Origin of the sequence: Leptospira kemamanensis (assembly GCF_004769665.1) — a bacterium.
Taxonomy (GTDB): Bacteria; Spirochaetota; Leptospiria; order Leptospirales; family Leptospiraceae; genus Leptospira_A; species Leptospira_A kemamanensis.
Genome location: NZ_RQGG01000007.1, coordinates 135,610 through 151,999, shown reverse-complemented (window position 1 = coordinate 151,999; position 16,390 = coordinate 135,610). Strand labels below are relative to the sequence as shown.

Below are 16,390 nucleotides of genomic sequence, written 5' to 3'. Positions count from 1 at the left end.
AAACAGTATGGGTTGCAAGAACCACTTTGTCAGCTTAAATTCTTTCCTAAAAATCGGATCTCTTTTGCCCATCTAGCGGGAACTCAGATTTTTTTAGAGTTTAAGAATTTAAGGTCGCAAAATGTTCTTTGTTACTTTGATAGAGTTTTTGAAAGACAGAAAAGTTTCGATCATAGATGGCTTTTAGCTTGGGGTTGGGAATCCATGTTTGGTCTACTGGAATCATTTGTTTGATGTCCTCGTATTCTTTGATGTTTCCAAGTCCTAGTGCTGCTATGGCAGCGGCTCCCATGGCTCCCACATTTTCCGCATGGACCACCCGTTCGATGGTTTTCCCTGTGATGTCAGCTAACATTTGACAGATGAAGCTCGAACGAGCCACTCCCCCTACAAAACGAATGGAGTTCGAAGTGGGAACTTTGGCATTGGATAATTCTAAGATCCATCGTTTGTGAAAAAGAATTCCTTCAATCACAGCTCGAATCAAAACTCGTTTTCCCGTATGTAAGCTGATATTAAAAAAGATGCCTCGTGCTTTTGGGTCTTCAAAAGGACAACGGTTTCCATGTAACCAAGGAGTAAAGATCACACCTTGCGAACCAGGTTCGGTGTCTTTGATGGAATCAAACATAAACTCAAATAAACTCGCGTAAACAGCATCGGGCCCATCCGTGATTTTCTTTTTCTCTAAGTACAAATCAATTTCATCTAGTGCCAAATGGTCTTTGACCCATTGCAAACATTTGCCAGAGGTTTCTTGTTCTCCAAAATAATTATAATATCCAACTCTCGCACCCACAATGGAAGCAATCCTCGCATTGATATCAACGGTTCTCTTTTTGGTGACTGTGCCAATCCATCCAGATGTTCCTGCATAAATATGTGTGTCTCCCTCTGACACTGCTCCCGCACCCACGCCGATGAGTGAGGCATCTCCACCACCACCAAACACAGGTGTATCGGCCTTTAGTCCTAAAAACTCAGCTGCTTCCTTTGTGAGTCCTCCCACTTTTTCTTCCGCATTGATGAGTTCTGGTAAGTGTTCTCTGCGAATTCCGAATAATTTACATAACAGTGGACTCCAAATTCCTTTGCCTTTTCTTGAATTGTATAAAAATGTAGCAAAGGCAGAATCCCTAGTCATCACAGCTTTGTTTGTGCACTTAGCAATTAAGTATTCTTTGACATCAAACCACCATCTCACCTTACTAAAGTTATCTGGTTCGTTTCTTTCCACCCATTTGTATTTCCAAATTGGATCTTTTACACTCGCGGCCACTGCTCCCGTGATCCAGAGGGATACGAGAAGTTTAAATGCGTTGATGCCTTCGATTTTAATACCATGTTCAATTCCTTCCTTCATTTCTTTTGTGGCTCTTTGGTCCATATAACTCATCACATTTCGAACAGGACGAAAGGATTCGTCCGCAAGCACAAGACCTTGCATTTGAGAACAAAATGAAATTCCATGGATGTTCTCTTTGGAAAGCTTAGATTCGCTTAACACATATTTTGTTGTATCTCGCATCGCTTCCCAAAAGTCCTCAGGATTTTGTTCGGCACCACCATTTGGCAATAATTGGATCGGGTATTCTTTTGTGGCAGAAGCAAGCAAACTGAGGGTAGTTGTCACCCGAAAGAGGCAGGTTTTGACCCCAGTGGTGCCAATGTCATAGGCCAAAATACAATCTGAATCCATAGAATCTCCTTCGCCTCGGCAATCGAAACTTCCCATTTTCTCCTGAATTGGGTTTTCTTTGCCTAAATTTGGCATTTTTCTCTCCCAATAGGAAAAAAGTGAGTGATCACTCACAAGGATTGATTAGGATCAGCTCCGTTGGCAATCGATTTTTGATTCCCCTCGTTCTTTTCTGAAAAGAGGACAAAGCGGGCGACAAAAGGGATCCGATGGAATTGCAGTTTCTAAGAGAAGGATGGGAGTCACCACTATGAACCAAATGCCTGTGAAAGTTTATGGATATCGTTGGGTGGTATTATTTTCCTACATTGTGATCACAGCGACGATTTGTTTGCAGTGGTTGTCTTTTGCTCCGATTGCCAGGGAAGCAAAAGAGTTTTACCAAGTGACTCCGTTGCAAATTGATCTATTGTCCTTAGTGTTTTTAGCTGTTTTCGTTTTCATCGCCATTCCTGCCTCGTATGTGATTGATACCTATGGAATCAAAATTGGTGTTGGATTTGGTGCGATCCTAACAGGTGTTTGTGGGCTTCTCAAAGGGTTGTATGCCGCAGAGTATTCTGTTGTCCTAGTTTGTCAGTTAGGTCTTGCCATTGCCCAACCATTCCTTCTCAATGCTGTTACCAAAATCAGTGTGTTATGGTTTCCTATCCACGAACGAGCCACATCCGTCGCCTTGGGAACACTCGCACAGTTCCTCGGAATCATTCTTGTCATGATCCTCACCCCTATCCTCTTACACAGTGGAAACACGATCCCAGAAGTGATGATGGTGTATGGGTTTGTTTCCATGGGGAGTGCGATTCTTTTTTTACTCCTCGTAAAAGAAAAACCTCCCACCTCACCAAGTACACACGGCGAAGACCATGAACTCAGCTTTCTCGAGGGAATCCGTTTTTTATGGAAACAAGTGGACATGAAAAAAATTCTATTTTTGTTTCTGATTGGACTCGGAGTGTTTAATGCCGTGAGTACTTGCATTGATCAGATTTGTGAAATCAAAGGATTAAATACAGAAGAATCAGGGCTTGTGGGTGGTGTGATGCTCATCGCAGGGATCCTAGGTGGTATTTTGATTCCTCCCCTCTCTGACAAATTCCAAAAACGAAAACTATTTTTAGTCATCGCGATGGTTGGTTTTTTATTTGGACTCTCTGTTTTTGTTTTATTCCAAGGATTTATCCCCTTACTCATTGGATCGATTGTGATTGGATTTTTTTTACTGGGGATCGGTGCACCCATTGGATTCCAATACTGTGCAGAGATCACATCCCCTGCTCCAGAGTCCACCTCACAAGGGTTACTACTCCTTGTGGGCCAAGTATCAGGGATTGTATTTATCTTAGGGCTTAATTTTTTTGGAATGGTATCGTTTTTATATGTGTTACTTGCGTTAACTGTCGTGACGTTAGCACTCGTATTCCGACTCAAGGAAAGTCCGTTTATGGAACCCTAACCACCTAAGGCACGCCGTATAAATTTCATGACTGAATTTACAACTGCTTCATCATCTTCAAATACATCATCACCCAAATAAATTTTCATCCGTTCTTTGTAATATACGGTGGCGTAAGAAAACTGTAAGGTCATAAAAAGATTATCGAGTAAAAAGGCAGATAGGTTACTATCTACATCACTGGCAATGGTTCCCTCTTTTTTTGCGGAACTGATCATCTCAATATAACATTTTGCGGATAAAGATTCGAGCTCACCTGACAAACGCGTGATGAGTTCATAATTACTTTCTGTTGTCATTTCGTTATACAATCGAATGATGTCTTGGTTCATCCGAGAATGGCTTTGGATGATCCGTACAATTTTTTCTACTTTGCCAAAAAAATCCAAATCCATGGACAAAACAGTTTCTAATGTTTTTTCTAATTGGGTGATCCCATAATCAACAACAGTGAGGAAAAAATCCTCTTTGGTTTCAAAGTATTTGTATAGGGAACCGACGCTGATTCCAGCTTTCTGTGCAATGGTATTGGTATTAGCGCTTGTGAAACCACGGTTGGCAAACTCAGAGATGGCGATGGATAAAATTCGATTCCGTTTTTCTTCCGAAATCCGTTCGAAACTCTCGTTAAAATGTTTTGTGTCTGCCATACCCATCCCTGTCCTATAAATGAAAAAAGGCTGGATTTCTCAAGGAAATTGATCGTAATTCCCAAAGAATCTCAGAAACTTTCTAGATTTTCCATTTCCTTCTTGACAATGAGTGATGACTCACTCATTGTCAAGTAAAAGAACACGGACGAGGAAACATCGTATGGCCACAGGCTTTTCCATCAATGAATACCCCAATGTAGACCAAGTTTACAAAGACTTACGGAAATTAATTTCCCTACCGATCCGTTCCATTCGCAAAAACGAAATGGAAAACATCATTCAGAACTACTTTGAAAAAAAATGCAGTAAGTCCAAAGCCATGATCACAAAGGCTTCGGAATACATCCCAGGTGGGGTCCAACACAACTTGTCTTTTAATTTTCCTTTTCCCCTTGTGTTCACAAAAGCAGCTGGAGCCTATTTATATGATTTAGACGGAAACAAATACATCGACTTTTTACAAGCAGGTGGACCCACAGTCCTCGGCAGTAACCCTACAAGTGTTCGTAAAAAAGTAATCGAACTATTAGATTCCACAGGGCCAGTCACTGGACTTTTCCATGAATACGAATACAAACTCGCCGAAAAAATTGTCGAACTTGTTCCTTCTGTGGAAATGTTTCGCATGTTAGGTTCTGGTACAGAAGCATGTATGGCTTCTATCCGAGTCGCAAGGCTTGCTACGAAAAAGAAAAACATTGTGAAGATGGGTGGTGCTTACCATGGATGGAGTGACCAACTTGCCTATGGCCTTCGTATCCCTGGCACAAGGCATTTTGAAGCCAATGGGGTTCCAAGATCTATTTTCAAATACACACAAGAATTTTATCCGAATGATCTGAACTCACTCGAATCCGTTCTCAAACGGAATCGTTTTTTTGGTGGAACCGCTGCTGTTCTCATCGAACCAGTTGGGCCTGAAAGTGGAACAAGACCTCTTGATAAAGATTTCAACAAAGGTGTCAGAGAACTTTGTAACAAATACGGTGCCCTTCTTATCTTTGATGAAGTGGTAACCGCATTTCGAATTGGTTTAAGTGGAGCACAAGGGTATTATGGTGTGGATCCTGATCTCACTGTATTTGGAAAGGTTGTCGCGGGTGGTTATCCTTCTGCTGGTGGTCTTGGTGGTAAAAAAGAATATATGAAATATGTATCGGCAGGATTACAAACTGGCACCAAAAAGGCGTTAATCGGTGGAACGATGGCGGCAAATCCACTCAGTTCCCTTGCAGGATACTTCACACTTTGTGAAATGGAAAAAACCAAAGCCTGTGAAACATCTGGAAGGGCTGGAGATAGACTGACGAAAGGATTACAAAAACTCATCCAAAAATACAATCTTCCCTTTGTTGCCTTCAACCAAGGGTCGATCTGTCACCTAGAGACCGTAGGTACAATGTTACTCGATATCAATATCAAAAAGTTTTGGACCATTAAAAAAACCATTGCGGAAGCCCACAAACGAAAACATGCGATGGAAGAAATGGGAGCCGCTTATATGTCGGAAGGACTTGTGACTCTTGCAGGAAGCAGGTTATATACAAGTGCTGCTGATACGGACGCGGTAATTGATGATGCACTCAAACGGTTTGACCGAGTGTTTCAAAAAGTGGAAGGGGTGTAAGGAACTTAAGTAAATTTCCGAAGCACATCATGTAATTGCTGTATTGCGCAGCAATTACTGCCTATGGTAAATATAGGAAACATCCAAGACTTTAAGTATCTTTTTATCGAGTGTCCAAAGTTTACAATTTCTCATTTTGGTTTCATATATTAAGATTGAATCAACCAATCCAATTCCATGTTCAAAGTGTTTTTTTTCAAATGAAAGGGATCCTGCATTGATAAAGGAACCATTGGATACAATCCGATTTAAACTTTCCCAATACTCTAATACAAACTCGAGTTCCGTCTTATTTTTACATCCTTGTAAAATTTCGCCAAATACAACTTCATGAGCAAACACTTCAGATGCTTCAATCAAAGTGATCAATTCAGATAAAAAAGGTTCCTTCCCCCGAAAAAATTCGATCCAAACCGATGTATCTACTAAAATCATTGTGAACGATTCAATTTTCTAATTGTTTCGGCCGAAAAATCTTCAGAAAAGCTCAGTGGTTTTTTTTTCAATTTTTCATTCAGCTTTTTTACCTTTGCAAGTTTGACCCACTCAGAAAGTGCCTTTTGCAAGGAATCTGTAATATTTTTACCTTGAGTGTATTTTTGAACGTCAGTGATTAAATCATCAGGAAGAATTGCAGTTACCTTCATACGATAGAGTATACGATAATAGGTCCGATTCGTCAAAAATTAATTTTCCTTCCCATGGAGGATTTATCTATACCACCTTAGCTTACGAACTAACGTTTCAAATAATGGAACCCAGGAATTGGAACTCCACAAACTCCTACGCAAATTCAGATTCATCCCCTTGCAATTTCCCTCTCCCCCCGAAAAGTACTTGTACAATTCGGGGAATTCGTGGCATTATGTCTCAAATCTCGACGAGGCCCGAACTATGCCTGAACCACTGCAAAAGATCATCGATAATCTAAAAGAGTTATTCAACAAACTCGACAAAACCAAAAAAATGATTTTGGCTGGGGTGCTTGCAGTGGTAGTGGTGGCCGTCATCATCCTCTCCAATGTGTCCTCCCAAAGGAACCGAGTGGTTCTCTTCAAAGACTTGGATTCCAAAGACTTCTCAGAGGTCACAAAAAAATTAGATGCCCTTGGCTATTCCTATGGTTCTAGTGATACAAGCCTCATCACAGTGGATCCCGATCAAAGGCAAGAAATTGTAACCAAACTTGCTCAAGAGAATTTGATCCCAGCAGGTGTGACTGGTTGGGAACTCTTTGATATTGAAAAATTCACCGAAACACAATTTGACAAAGACATTAAAAAATACAGAGCGCTAAAGGGTGCGATTGAAAAGTCGCTTAACACCTTACGCCCGATTGAGAAAGCAGATGTCAACATTGCGATCCCAGAAGGGGATTTGTTTGAATCCAACTCCTATCCTGTTAAAGCCAGTGTCATTTTACACTTCCGACCAGGTGTGGAAGGCATTAGCAAAAAAGAAATCAAAGGGATTGTGAACTTAGTTGCAAGAGCTGTTCCCAAACTCAAACCAGAAAACGTAAGTGTTGCCGATCCAGATGGAAAAATCATTTCTGATTTTGAAGAAGACTTAGAAAAAGAAAGATTAGAATTACGGATTGTCCAAGAGAAACTAAGGATCGAAGAAGAAGAACGTGTCAAACGTCTCATCGATATTCGAAATACTTTACGTTGGTATTTAGGTGGAGAAGACCGAGTGGACATCACTCGATTTGAATATTCTTTTAACTGGGACCAAGAATCCTTAACAGAAAACGAAGTATTACCTGTTGTTGCCGAAGAAGATAACCCTGATACACCATATAACGAACGAAAGCTTGTTGATGGTTATTCCTTAAAAGTATCTTCCAAAGAAACAAAAGAATCTTTTAAAGGTAGAGGTTTTACTCCTGATGGACCTGCGGGAACAGAACCAAACCTTCCTCCTGGATACAAAGATACAGACTACCAAAAAGCTGAGTATTCCAAAGACGAAAATATCAATAACTACGAATTCAACAAACGTGTGAAAGACATCAAACGCCAACCTTGGAAAATCGAAAAGATTGGTTTGTCTGTGGTTGTGGATGGAGTTTGGGAACGTAAAGAACGAGAAGATGGGATGGGTTATGATCGTAAGTACATTCCTGTCGCCGAACAAGACTTAAAACTCATTCGTAAAAACTTAGAAGCAGCCATTGGTTACACTAGATCCCGTGGTGACCAAATCAGTGTCATCACGATCCCCAAAGATAGAACAGAACAATTCCGCGCTGAAGATGAAGAATTCCAACGACAACGTGCGATACGAAATATGGTGATTGCATCCCTTGTGATTCTCATCTTACTCATCCTTGCCATTTTAGTGTATCGTGCGATCAAAAAAGAAATCGCAAGAAGAAGAAGACTCAGAGAAGAAGAACTTGCTGCTCAACAACAAATGATGAGAGAAGCTGCTCTCCGTGTGATGGACGAAGGGGGAGCAGAGGTCGAACTCTCCCTCGACGAAAAACTCAGGCGAGAACTTCTCGAAAACGCAATCAATTTGGCAAAAGAAAAACCAGAAGACGTGGCGCAGTTACTCCGCACTTGGCTTGCGGAAGAAGAACAAACGTAAGTTGGATCAACTTTTAGTTAGCAATCGTTAGGATTCTTTTTTCCAACGAATATTGGCACCACGAGAAATCCGAGCATACACTTCTCGGAAGTATTGGTTAGGTGCCTTACCGTCTGGGTCTTGCGAATAACGAGGCCTTAGGCGGTGGACGAAGTACATATCCAAGTCCCCTTTGTTTTTCCCATGGATTTTCCCTCGGTATTCTGTTTCAAAAAAATACTTCACAAGTTCATAGGTTTCTTTAGAGACATTGATTTTTCCAGTTTCCCCACCAGACTCCATACGGGATGCAGTGTTCACGGTATCACCCCAAATGTCATAAGCAAACTTAAACCGACCCACAACCCCTGCGACAACAGGACCCGTGTGGATTCCCAATCGTAATTCCCAAAAGGGCAGGTTTAAAGCAGTTTTAATTTCCTTGAGTTGGTTCATAAAACTTTGAATTTCGAGTGCCGCCAAACAAGCGTCAATGGCATTGGTTCTGTTTTCCACAGGTAAACCACCGGCACACATATAACTGTCTCCAATGGTTTTTAATTTTTCCAAATTATTACGAAGGATGATTTCATCAAATTGTGTGAAACAAGCATCGAGTTCCTCAATAAGACTTTGTTCATCCATCCCTTCTGCTACTTTCGTAAAACCTTTGAAGTCTGTGAATAATACAGTAGCATTATCAAAACGAACTGGATTTACACTTCCCTTTGATTTCAGTTCTTGTGCAACTTTGTAAGGTAAGATGTTTAATAAAAGTTTTTCAGATTCTTCGCGTGCTTCTTCTGCTTTATCTTGCGCAATGAGTGCCTTTTCTCTCTCTTCATCTGCCTTTTGTTTTTCTAAATCTAACAAAAAATAACTGATATCGAGTTCTTCGGCAAGTGGCCTCGACATGATGTAGACAACCAAATAATTAAAAAGAACGAGAGGCAAAACAATCATAGTGAGATGGAAAGCAGACTCCCCCACTCCATATTGTTCTCGTATCAATGGGAAATACAAAATCGCAGCAATAGCCATAGTGATAAGACCAAGGTTTGCCAAACGTTGACTCAGTTGGATGGTACGTCCTTCCAAAGACAAGGCACCATGTCTGAGTACCGCATAACCGAGTAGAATTGCAGGAATGAATTGGAAATCTGCAATGGGATAAATCGGAATTCCATGACTTGGGAGTAAGGCTGCTAAAAGTAATAGAGCGGATAACAAAAAAGATCCAATGATCCACTTGGATGCAAAGTTGATATACCCTTTGTTCCGAAGGAAGGTAAACAAAACTAATAGTAGTGCAATCGCTCCATTAGTTCCAACAAGAAGTTCGGCAGGACCACCATGATGTACGCGTGACCATGGATAATCATAATAACCCACAAACAAATAAGGAGACGGTGCTAAAATCGCTGCACTAAGACAAAGAATATCGATCCCCTTTAACCACACAGGTGATTTTTGTCCAATGGCTTCAAAGACAAGACGCACCATAATACTTGGTGCAAACGCAAACGCCACAAAAGTCATTTGCGAAATTCGAAGTTGCACCACATAGGAAATATTGAGTTTGAGTGGAACCGATTGAATCACGTAAAACCCAGTGAGAATGAGGGCAAAAGCACAAAGTTGATTGATTCTCGCAGAAGGATTGGCACCTGCGACTATGATCGACAAAAATACAGCACCAAACACAGACAATACGGGAGGAATCCCCCATGGATACCATTTAGCCGATTCATATGCGTTTGGCGAGAGACCAAAGGACACTCCAAATGAAATAAAAATCAAAACAAAGGAAAGTAGAGCAAATAGGAAATAAAACATCCCATTTTTTTGAAACAAAAGTTCGTTTACGTCAAAAAAATCAGATCGAAATACCCCATAGGCAACAAGTAACATTGGGATGAATAAAAAGAATCCACCTGGATACACTTTGAATCCTAAAATGCTGGGTGCATTTAAAGTGGTGAGTAAAAACAACAAATTCACTCCATGGAAAAGTGTTAAGTGATAATGTTTTCGAATGTATTGGTAATGTTTGATGAAGGAAGGAAGGATCAGTAAAAAATATCCCAGTGGGGCAAGGATTCCCCATGGCCTTACAAAGGCACTTCCCCGTGGATATTTACCAAATGGGAATTCGAAAACAGTTGTTTCAAAACCTTTACCAAGAATTACTCCCAAATACAAAACAAAACTCGCAAACCAACATACATAGGAATAATATAATAACAATTTACTTTGTTTCCCAGTCATATGGTAGGCAAGATAAAAGGCTGTCGGAGCTAGTGGTGCGACAAGGAAGTACAACAAATCATTCCACATAACAAGCGTATGCACATCTTGTATCCATGCTCTTGTGGTTAAAACTAGACCTACACAACCAAAACTGATAAAGGAGATGGTCAAGTTCAGATGAAAAAATCCATCATCTTCTTTTGAGTTGCGATACTTTTGGAAGGCAAAATAACTTAAAAATAAACCAACAACAAAGGTGAGAATTCCAGGGGCACCATATGGAATTTGGTACCAAAAATATTCCCAATCAGAGATGGCTCCCTCCGGTTTTACAAAATAGATAAGAGAATATGAATCCATCTTTTATATCATCGGCTTTGAAATATTGAGAAAATAGTAAATTCTTCTATTTGACTCACTTCTCGATTTGTTGTGCTATGTCGGATATGTTAGATCTAAATTTCCCAAAAAAGAACGCTACAGAATGGTTGGCCGCTGGCAAATTTTTTGAATATAAAAAATTCCAAATCTTTTACATCCAAGAAGGCCGAGGTCAAAACTTGATCTTGTTACACGGCTTCCCTACTTCCTCTTGGGATTATTCAAAAATCTTCAATGGTCTCACCAGATACTTTCATACAATCGCCATCGATTTTTTAGGTTTCGGTTATTCATCAAAACCAATTAAACACAAATATACTTTAATGGAACAAACGGATATCATTGAATCCTTTATCGAAAAAAATGCCCTCAAACGTGTAAAATTTGTATTCCATGATTATGCAGTGAGTGTGGGTCAAGAAATCCTTGCACGTCACTTAGAACGTACAGAACGCAAATATGAAATTGATGGTGCTGTATTTTTTAACGGAGGTCTATTTCCTCATCTACACAGACCAACATTAAAACAAAAACTTCTCGCCACACCCATATTAGGTGCAATTTTGGCGAAGTTTTATGATGAAAAAAAATTTGGAGTCGCATTCAGTGATGTTTTTGGAAAAGATACAAAACCAACAGAAAAAGAGATTTCAGTTTTATGGAAACTCATCACATACCCTAACAAAATCCTTATCCCTCATAAACTTTTGAAGTACATCGCAGAAAGAAGATTACATGGTGAGAGATGGAAAAATGCTCTCTTAAATACGGAAGTTCCACTTTTATTCATCAATGGTGGAGAAGACCCAGTGAGTGGAAGCCATTTGGCAGACGAAATCGAGAAACTCCCTATCAAAAACAAAAAACTGATCCGTTGGCCAAAGATCGGTCACTATCCCATGTGGGAAAATCCAGAAGAAAGTTTTAAAGAAATTTACGAATTTTTAAAGTAACTGACTTAAATCCAAACTAACACTAGTTATTTGTTTCACAAAAAGAGACTCTTTTGATTCGAAACATTAAAAGAAAAGAAAGAGTTTTATTAAGAACGATCGGAAGGATCAGGCCCTGGTCCTTCCATTCCAGTCCCATCATCCACTGGATCTGTATCAATTCCTTGATCTTTCACTTTGTATCGAATTTCAATTTTTTCAGGACTGATTTGTAAAATTTCGATCCCTTTTAAATCTTTGTTTTTGATGATTCGAACTTTTGCGACTTGTGGTTGTAATTCGGGAATGATTTTATTTTTGATGGGATCAAAGATATAATTACAAGGAACTTGTGCTGTAATACCTGTTAGGATTTGTGCTGAACGAATTGGTTTGATCGAAAAATACCTTATTGCCACTTGTTCTTCCGAAAGTTCCACATCTAGTTTTGGATCTAAACCAGAACAAACGATAGGAATCCCTGCTGCTGTTTGTTCTCCTGTTTTATAAGAGAGGGGAATGATATTCACATTCACAGTTACATCTCGAGATCCAAGAACACTCACCCCCTTTGGTAAATCGGGAATTTTGACCGTTTTGGCAAAGGGTTCTTTGCGATCCAAAAGGGAGATTTCTGGTAAAACTACCTTACTTATTTTTTCTAAATCTTGTGGTTTGCCACTGAGGGTAATCTTTTGAGGACTTAGGATTTGAGTCAACTTTTCAAAGTTTGGTGGAGGATTTCCTTCAAAAACTACTTCTATCGGAACAATTTTTAGACCCCTGGATTCAATTTCAACAGGCACCGTTTTTCTCAGTTTGGTGACTTTTACTCCGCTTGGAACACCTACAATTTTTTTGATCGGAACTTCAGTAACACCCAATTGGACATCTTCAGGATCGATGACTGCTTTCATAAATTGTGAGTAATAATTCACAACATCTTTCAGTCCTTCTACACGGACAGGAATTGTTTTTTCAGGATTTTTGGAATAACTTAAATTACCAGATAACTTTGGATAGTCGATCGGAACGTTAACAGTTTTAATCAAAACTTTCGAGTTTTGTAAATTTACGTAAAAGATACTCGCAATGATCAGAGAAATGAGTTTAGCTTTCCAATTTCGAACCATTTTTCCAAATAATTTCAAAATCATATAATGACTCCGGAATCTTTGTCTTTGGATTTTCTTTGTGATTCGTCTTTTACCTTTTTATTCCCTGACATAAGTCCACTCACAAGAGCTTTTAACTCCAATGGTTTTACTGGATGGATCATCTCACCTTCGTAACAGATGGTGATGTCCCCTGTTTCTTCCGAGGTAACAATGATGATTGAATCTGTCTCTTCCGAAAGACCAAGTGCAGATCTATGCCTTGCGCCTAAGGTGGAGATTTCAACAGAACTACTCATAGGCAAATAAGACGCAGCACAAACAATTCGATTTTGTTCAATGATGACAGCACCATCGTGTAGAGGTGAATTTTTAAAGAAGATGGTTTGTAAAATTTCAGAGGTGACAATGGAATCCATAGGCACTGCGTTTTCTGAAATATCTTTTAGGCTAATGTCTTTCACAAGGACGATGATGGATCCAATTTTTTCTTGGGACATGGCCCGAACAGCTTCTACAATGGGATCTAAGTCGAATGTCGGTTTTAAAAAAAACAGTCGTAGAAGTCGAATCCGTGCTAAATCACCAGTAAGGCGGCGTAATTCAGGTTGTAAAAGTACAATGATCGCAAAAACCAAAGCAGGCCTGATATTGGTTAAGATCCACTCAAGTAATTCAAAACCTAAGTATTCCGCTAAACTTCCTGAAATCCAAATGATTCCAACACCAAATAAAAGTTGGATCCCTCTCGTTCTACGTAGAGTTGTATAGGTTTTATAAATTAAAAATGCGACGATGAGTACATCTAAACTGATGGAGATATAATTTTTACTCCATGGAATGATGTATAATCCTCGAAAAAAATCCAATTTATATTCCTAAAACATCAAACATATTGTACAAACCTTTTGATTTGCCATGTAAAAATTCAGCGGCTTTCACAGCACCGCTAGCAAATGTTTTGCGGTCTTGTGCTCTATGGGTGATTTCAATCCTTTCTTCTGGACTAAAAAAATAAACAGTATGTTCCCCAACAACCTCACCTGCTCTCATCGTGTGCATGGCGATTTCTTTTTGGTCGCGTTCAGGATACATTCCATGGCGGCCGTAAATCACATTATCTTCACTACGTTTGCTTGCAGCAAGTAACACTTCTTTTAAATACATCGCAGTCCCTGACGGTGCATCTTTTTTGTGTCGGTGGTGGATATCTAATACTTCAATATCAAAATCTTCGTGTAAAACTTTGGCAGCAATTTCCGTGAGTTTAAAGAGTAAATTCACACCAACTGACATGTTGGGAGAAAATACAATTGGTATGGTTTGAGAAGCCGACTGAATAAGAGCCTTATCAGAATCAGTAAGTCCCGTGGTTCCAATCACTAAAGGTTTGTGGTTTTGTAAGGCGGCATTTAAGATCGATTCAAATCCAGTGTGAGTGCTAAAATCAATTAGAACTTCTGAATCTTCACATGCTTTTTGTAAGTTGGAAGATAATAGAATTCCAGTTTCTTTGATACCCGCATGGTTTCCAGAATCAAAACCTGTATAAATGGCACCGTCTCTTACAACTGCAGCACTTAACTCTGATTTTTTAGAAAGAGCAAGGACTTGGATGATGGCTTTCCCCATCCTTCCACCAGCGCCGATAACACCTACTTTGATTTTAGACAATGCCTTCCTCTTTTAACTGGAATACAATTTTTTTGAAGGACTCGGAAGCTTGGCCTTCAGACAAAGCTGTCATAGGCAATCTAAGTTCGTTACTGCAATATCCAAACCAACTCATCGCTGCTTTGATGGGGATTGGATTCGTTTCGATAAAGGCGTTCACAAATACCGGAAGAAGTTTGTAGTAGATTTTTTTGGAAGCTTCTAAGTCTCCACGTAAGTATAAAGACACCATATCCACACATGCTCTTGGAAACAAATTCGATACAACCGAAACCACACCTTTCCCACCAATAGAAAGTACTGGTAAAGTTAAATTGTCATCACCAGATAACAAATCGAAGTCGGACGGACATTGGGAGATCACTTTTGCCATCTGACCCAAATCTCCAGTAGCTTCTTTGATTGCTGCAATTTTGGGATGAGCCGCCAAACGACTGACAGTCTCTGGTAATAAATTCACATTGGTGCGACCAGGGATATTATACAACATCACTGGTTTAGAAGATACATTGGCAATCGCTGTGAAGTGTTGGAACATTCCTTCTTGGGTTGGTTTGTTGTAGTATGGATTGACGGAAAGAATTCCGTCCACTCCGTCCGCACAAGCCGACTCAGTGAGCTCGATGGCCTCTTTTGTGGAATTGGAACCTGTCCCTGCAATCACTTGGATTTTACCCGCTACAATCTGAACGGTTTTTTGGATGAGTTCCTTATGTTCTTCATACGATAACGTTGGAGATTCCCCCGTTGTCCCACAAGGAACGACACCTGCGACTCCAGAGCGAATCTGGTTCTCTAGGATTTTAAAGTAACTATCATAATCGATTTTCCCCTGGCGGAAAGGGGTGATGACCGCGGTGTAGACGCCCTGAAACATAAATTAAACATCGAGGAGGGACTGATTTTTGCAATAAAAAACTGCCAAAAGTCCCCGTATTGAGAAACTTTGCGAAAATGCCTGCTTTTTTTCCTATTTCTTACCTGATTTTGGGTGGTTTCAGCCTATTTTTACACTCGATTTATGTGTATTCACGATTTGGTGTGAAAGATGTGCCAAATGAAAGGAGTTTGCACGATACGGTCACAAAAAAATCAGGAGGGATGTTTTTTATCCCCCTTTTTCTCTCCTCCACGCTCGTTTTTCATTTTTACCTCGAATTATTTGATTCCAGTTCGACAAGTTTTTTTCCTTCAAACGTAAATGATCTTTATATTTTGTTAGTTGGTGTTTTGGTATTTTCAATTTTAGGTTTTATTGATGATGTATACCATCTAACACCTAAGTTAAGATTGGTTTTAGAATTAGGATTTGTTTTTTGTTGTTTGTGGGGGATTACACCAAATATAGGCGTTTTTGGTTTAGGAAATTTCCCTTCGTACATTCAGATTGGTTTTCTCACTGTCTTTTTAGTTTTTGGAATTAACTTAGTCAATTTTATGGATGGAATGGATTGGTACCTTGTTTCGACCTTTGCCATTTGCTTTTTTTCTGTAAGCCTTACTTTACCCGAATTTTATTCGAAGCCACATGCCGGGTACAGTTTATACGGTATTTTATTTCTTTCCATGTTTGGATTTATCTTTTATAATTTTCCAAAAGCAAAATTGTTTATGGGAGATAGTGGATCACTTGCACTAGGTTTTTTTGTCTTCATACTTCCTTTGTTAAATGAAAACGTGAACCAGAAAAATGCAGAGATTTGGGATCTCACAGATTATTTTTATCTTTTCCCGTTCTTTTGGATAGATGGAGTCACAATCCTCTGTAAACGTTTCTTGGAAAAAAAACACCTCTTCCAAGCCCATAGAGAACACCTCTACCAAAAACTGACAGAAACCAAACTGGGAAAAGTGGGTTCTCTTTTTGTATTTTCAATCCTCAACCTTTTGGTTCTCTTATTACACTTTTTTTTGCAACAAGGGGAATGGGGGAAAATGGGAACCTTTTCCATTGTGTTTTTGAGTTCCCTATTTCTATATGGTTGCGTTTGGGTTTGGACCTCTCGAAAAAACCTTGCCTAAAGTGAAT

14 protein-coding genes are annotated in these 16,390 nt (G+C 39.6%); 5 read left to right on the top strand and 9 right to left on the bottom strand.

The genetic code is table 11. The features are described from left to right. Positions 1–100 precede the first annotated feature (100 nt). The gene (locus EHQ59_RS01920) at positions 101–1,699 is read right to left on the bottom strand and encodes a xylulokinase (RefSeq protein ID WP_135617592.1); all 1,599 of its coding nucleotides are present in this window, start codon (positions 1,697–1,699) and stop codon (positions 101–103) included. 250 nt (positions 1,700–1,949) lie between these two features. Here EHQ59_RS01920 and EHQ59_RS01915 point away from each other — a divergent pair, with 250 nt between their 5' ends. Further along, on the top strand, positions 1,950–3,155 hold the full coding sequence (locus tag EHQ59_RS01915) for an MFS transporter (RefSeq protein ID WP_135617457.1): 1,206 nt from the start codon (positions 1,950–1,952) through the stop codon (positions 3,153–3,155). Here the strand turns inward: EHQ59_RS01915 and EHQ59_RS01910 are convergent. Further along, positions 3,152–3,805, bottom strand: a complete 654-nt coding sequence (locus EHQ59_RS01910) for a TetR/AcrR family transcriptional regulator (RefSeq protein ID WP_135617456.1) — start codon at positions 3,803–3,805, stop codon at positions 3,152–3,154. The two genes, EHQ59_RS01915 and EHQ59_RS01910, sit on opposite strands and share 4 nt — an antisense overlap. 163 nt (positions 3,806–3,968) lie before the next feature. On the opposite strand from EHQ59_RS01910, the gene EHQ59_RS01905 reads away from it, so the two are divergent. After that, positions 3,969–5,435 (top strand): aspartate aminotransferase family protein, encoded by a 1,467-nt coding sequence (locus tag EHQ59_RS01905; protein WP_135617455.1) that lies wholly within the window; start codon positions 3,969–3,971, stop codon positions 5,433–5,435. A 54-nt stretch (positions 5,436–5,489) separates the two neighbouring features. On the opposite strand, the gene EHQ59_RS01900 is transcribed toward EHQ59_RS01905, so the two are convergent. Next, a complete protein-coding gene (locus tag EHQ59_RS01900; RefSeq protein ID WP_135617454.1) occupies positions 5,490–5,870 on the bottom strand; it encodes a PIN domain-containing protein in 381 nt (126 codons plus the stop codon). Beyond that, the gene (locus tag EHQ59_RS01895) at positions 5,867–6,082 is read right to left on the bottom strand and encodes a DUF2191 domain-containing protein (RefSeq protein WP_135617591.1); all 216 of its coding nucleotides are present in this window, start codon (positions 6,080–6,082) and stop codon (positions 5,867–5,869) included. Before EHQ59_RS01895 ends, EHQ59_RS01900 begins: the two co-directional genes overlap by 4 nt. A 247-nt stretch (positions 6,083–6,329) precedes the next feature. Between EHQ59_RS01895 and fliF the strand changes: the two genes are divergently transcribed. Further along, positions 6,330–8,030, top strand: a complete 1,701-nt coding sequence (gene fliF / locus EHQ59_RS01890; RefSeq protein ID WP_135617453.1) for a flagellar basal-body MS-ring/collar protein FliF — start codon at positions 6,330–6,332, stop codon at positions 8,028–8,030. A 27-nt stretch (positions 8,031–8,057) separates the two neighbouring features. Here fliF and EHQ59_RS01885 read toward each other — a convergent pair whose 3' ends face one another. Beyond that, the gene (locus tag EHQ59_RS01885; RefSeq protein WP_135617452.1) at positions 8,058–10,619 is read right to left on the bottom strand and encodes an adenylate/guanylate cyclase domain-containing protein; all 2,562 of its coding nucleotides are present in this window, start codon (positions 10,617–10,619) and stop codon (positions 8,058–8,060) included. A gap of 77 nt (positions 10,620–10,696) precedes the next feature. Here EHQ59_RS01885 and EHQ59_RS01880 point away from each other — a divergent pair, with 77 nt between their 5' ends. Next, the gene (locus EHQ59_RS01880; protein WP_135617451.1) at positions 10,697–11,593 is read left to right on the top strand and encodes an alpha/beta fold hydrolase; all 897 of its coding nucleotides are present in this window, start codon (positions 10,697–10,699) and stop codon (positions 11,591–11,593) included. A gap of 89 nt (positions 11,594–11,682) precedes the next feature. Here the strand turns inward: EHQ59_RS01880 and EHQ59_RS01875 are convergent, their stop codons facing one another. From EHQ59_RS01875 to dapA, 4 genes are read right to left on the bottom strand one after another with little or no spacing between them, the layout of a single operon-like run. Continuing rightward, the gene (locus EHQ59_RS01875; protein ID WP_135617450.1) at positions 11,683–12,729 is read right to left on the bottom strand and encodes a CdaR family protein; all 1,047 of its coding nucleotides are present in this window, start codon (positions 12,727–12,729) and stop codon (positions 11,683–11,685) included. Further along, positions 12,726–13,556 (bottom strand): diadenylate cyclase CdaA, encoded by an 831-nt coding sequence (cdaA, locus tag EHQ59_RS01870; RefSeq protein WP_135617449.1) that lies wholly within the window; start codon positions 13,554–13,556, stop codon positions 12,726–12,728. The genes EHQ59_RS01875 and cdaA overlap by 4 nt, the downstream gene beginning before the upstream one ends. Before the next feature lies 1 nt (position 13,557). Next, positions 13,558–14,361, bottom strand: a complete 804-nt coding sequence (gene dapB / locus EHQ59_RS01865; protein WP_135617448.1) for a 4-hydroxy-tetrahydrodipicolinate reductase — start codon at positions 14,359–14,361, stop codon at positions 13,558–13,560. Continuing rightward, entirely contained in the window at positions 14,354–15,238 is an 885-nt protein-coding gene (dapA, locus tag EHQ59_RS01860) for a 4-hydroxy-tetrahydrodipicolinate synthase (protein WP_135617447.1), read from the bottom strand. Before dapA ends, dapB begins: the two co-directional genes overlap by 8 nt. Before the next feature lie 77 nt (positions 15,239–15,315). Here dapA and EHQ59_RS01855 point away from each other — a divergent pair, with 77 nt between their 5' ends. Continuing rightward, on the top strand, positions 15,316–16,383 hold the full coding sequence (locus EHQ59_RS01855) for an MraY family glycosyltransferase (protein WP_135617446.1): 1,068 nt from the start codon (positions 15,316–15,318) through the stop codon (positions 16,381–16,383). Positions 16,384–16,390 lie beyond the last annotated feature (7 nt).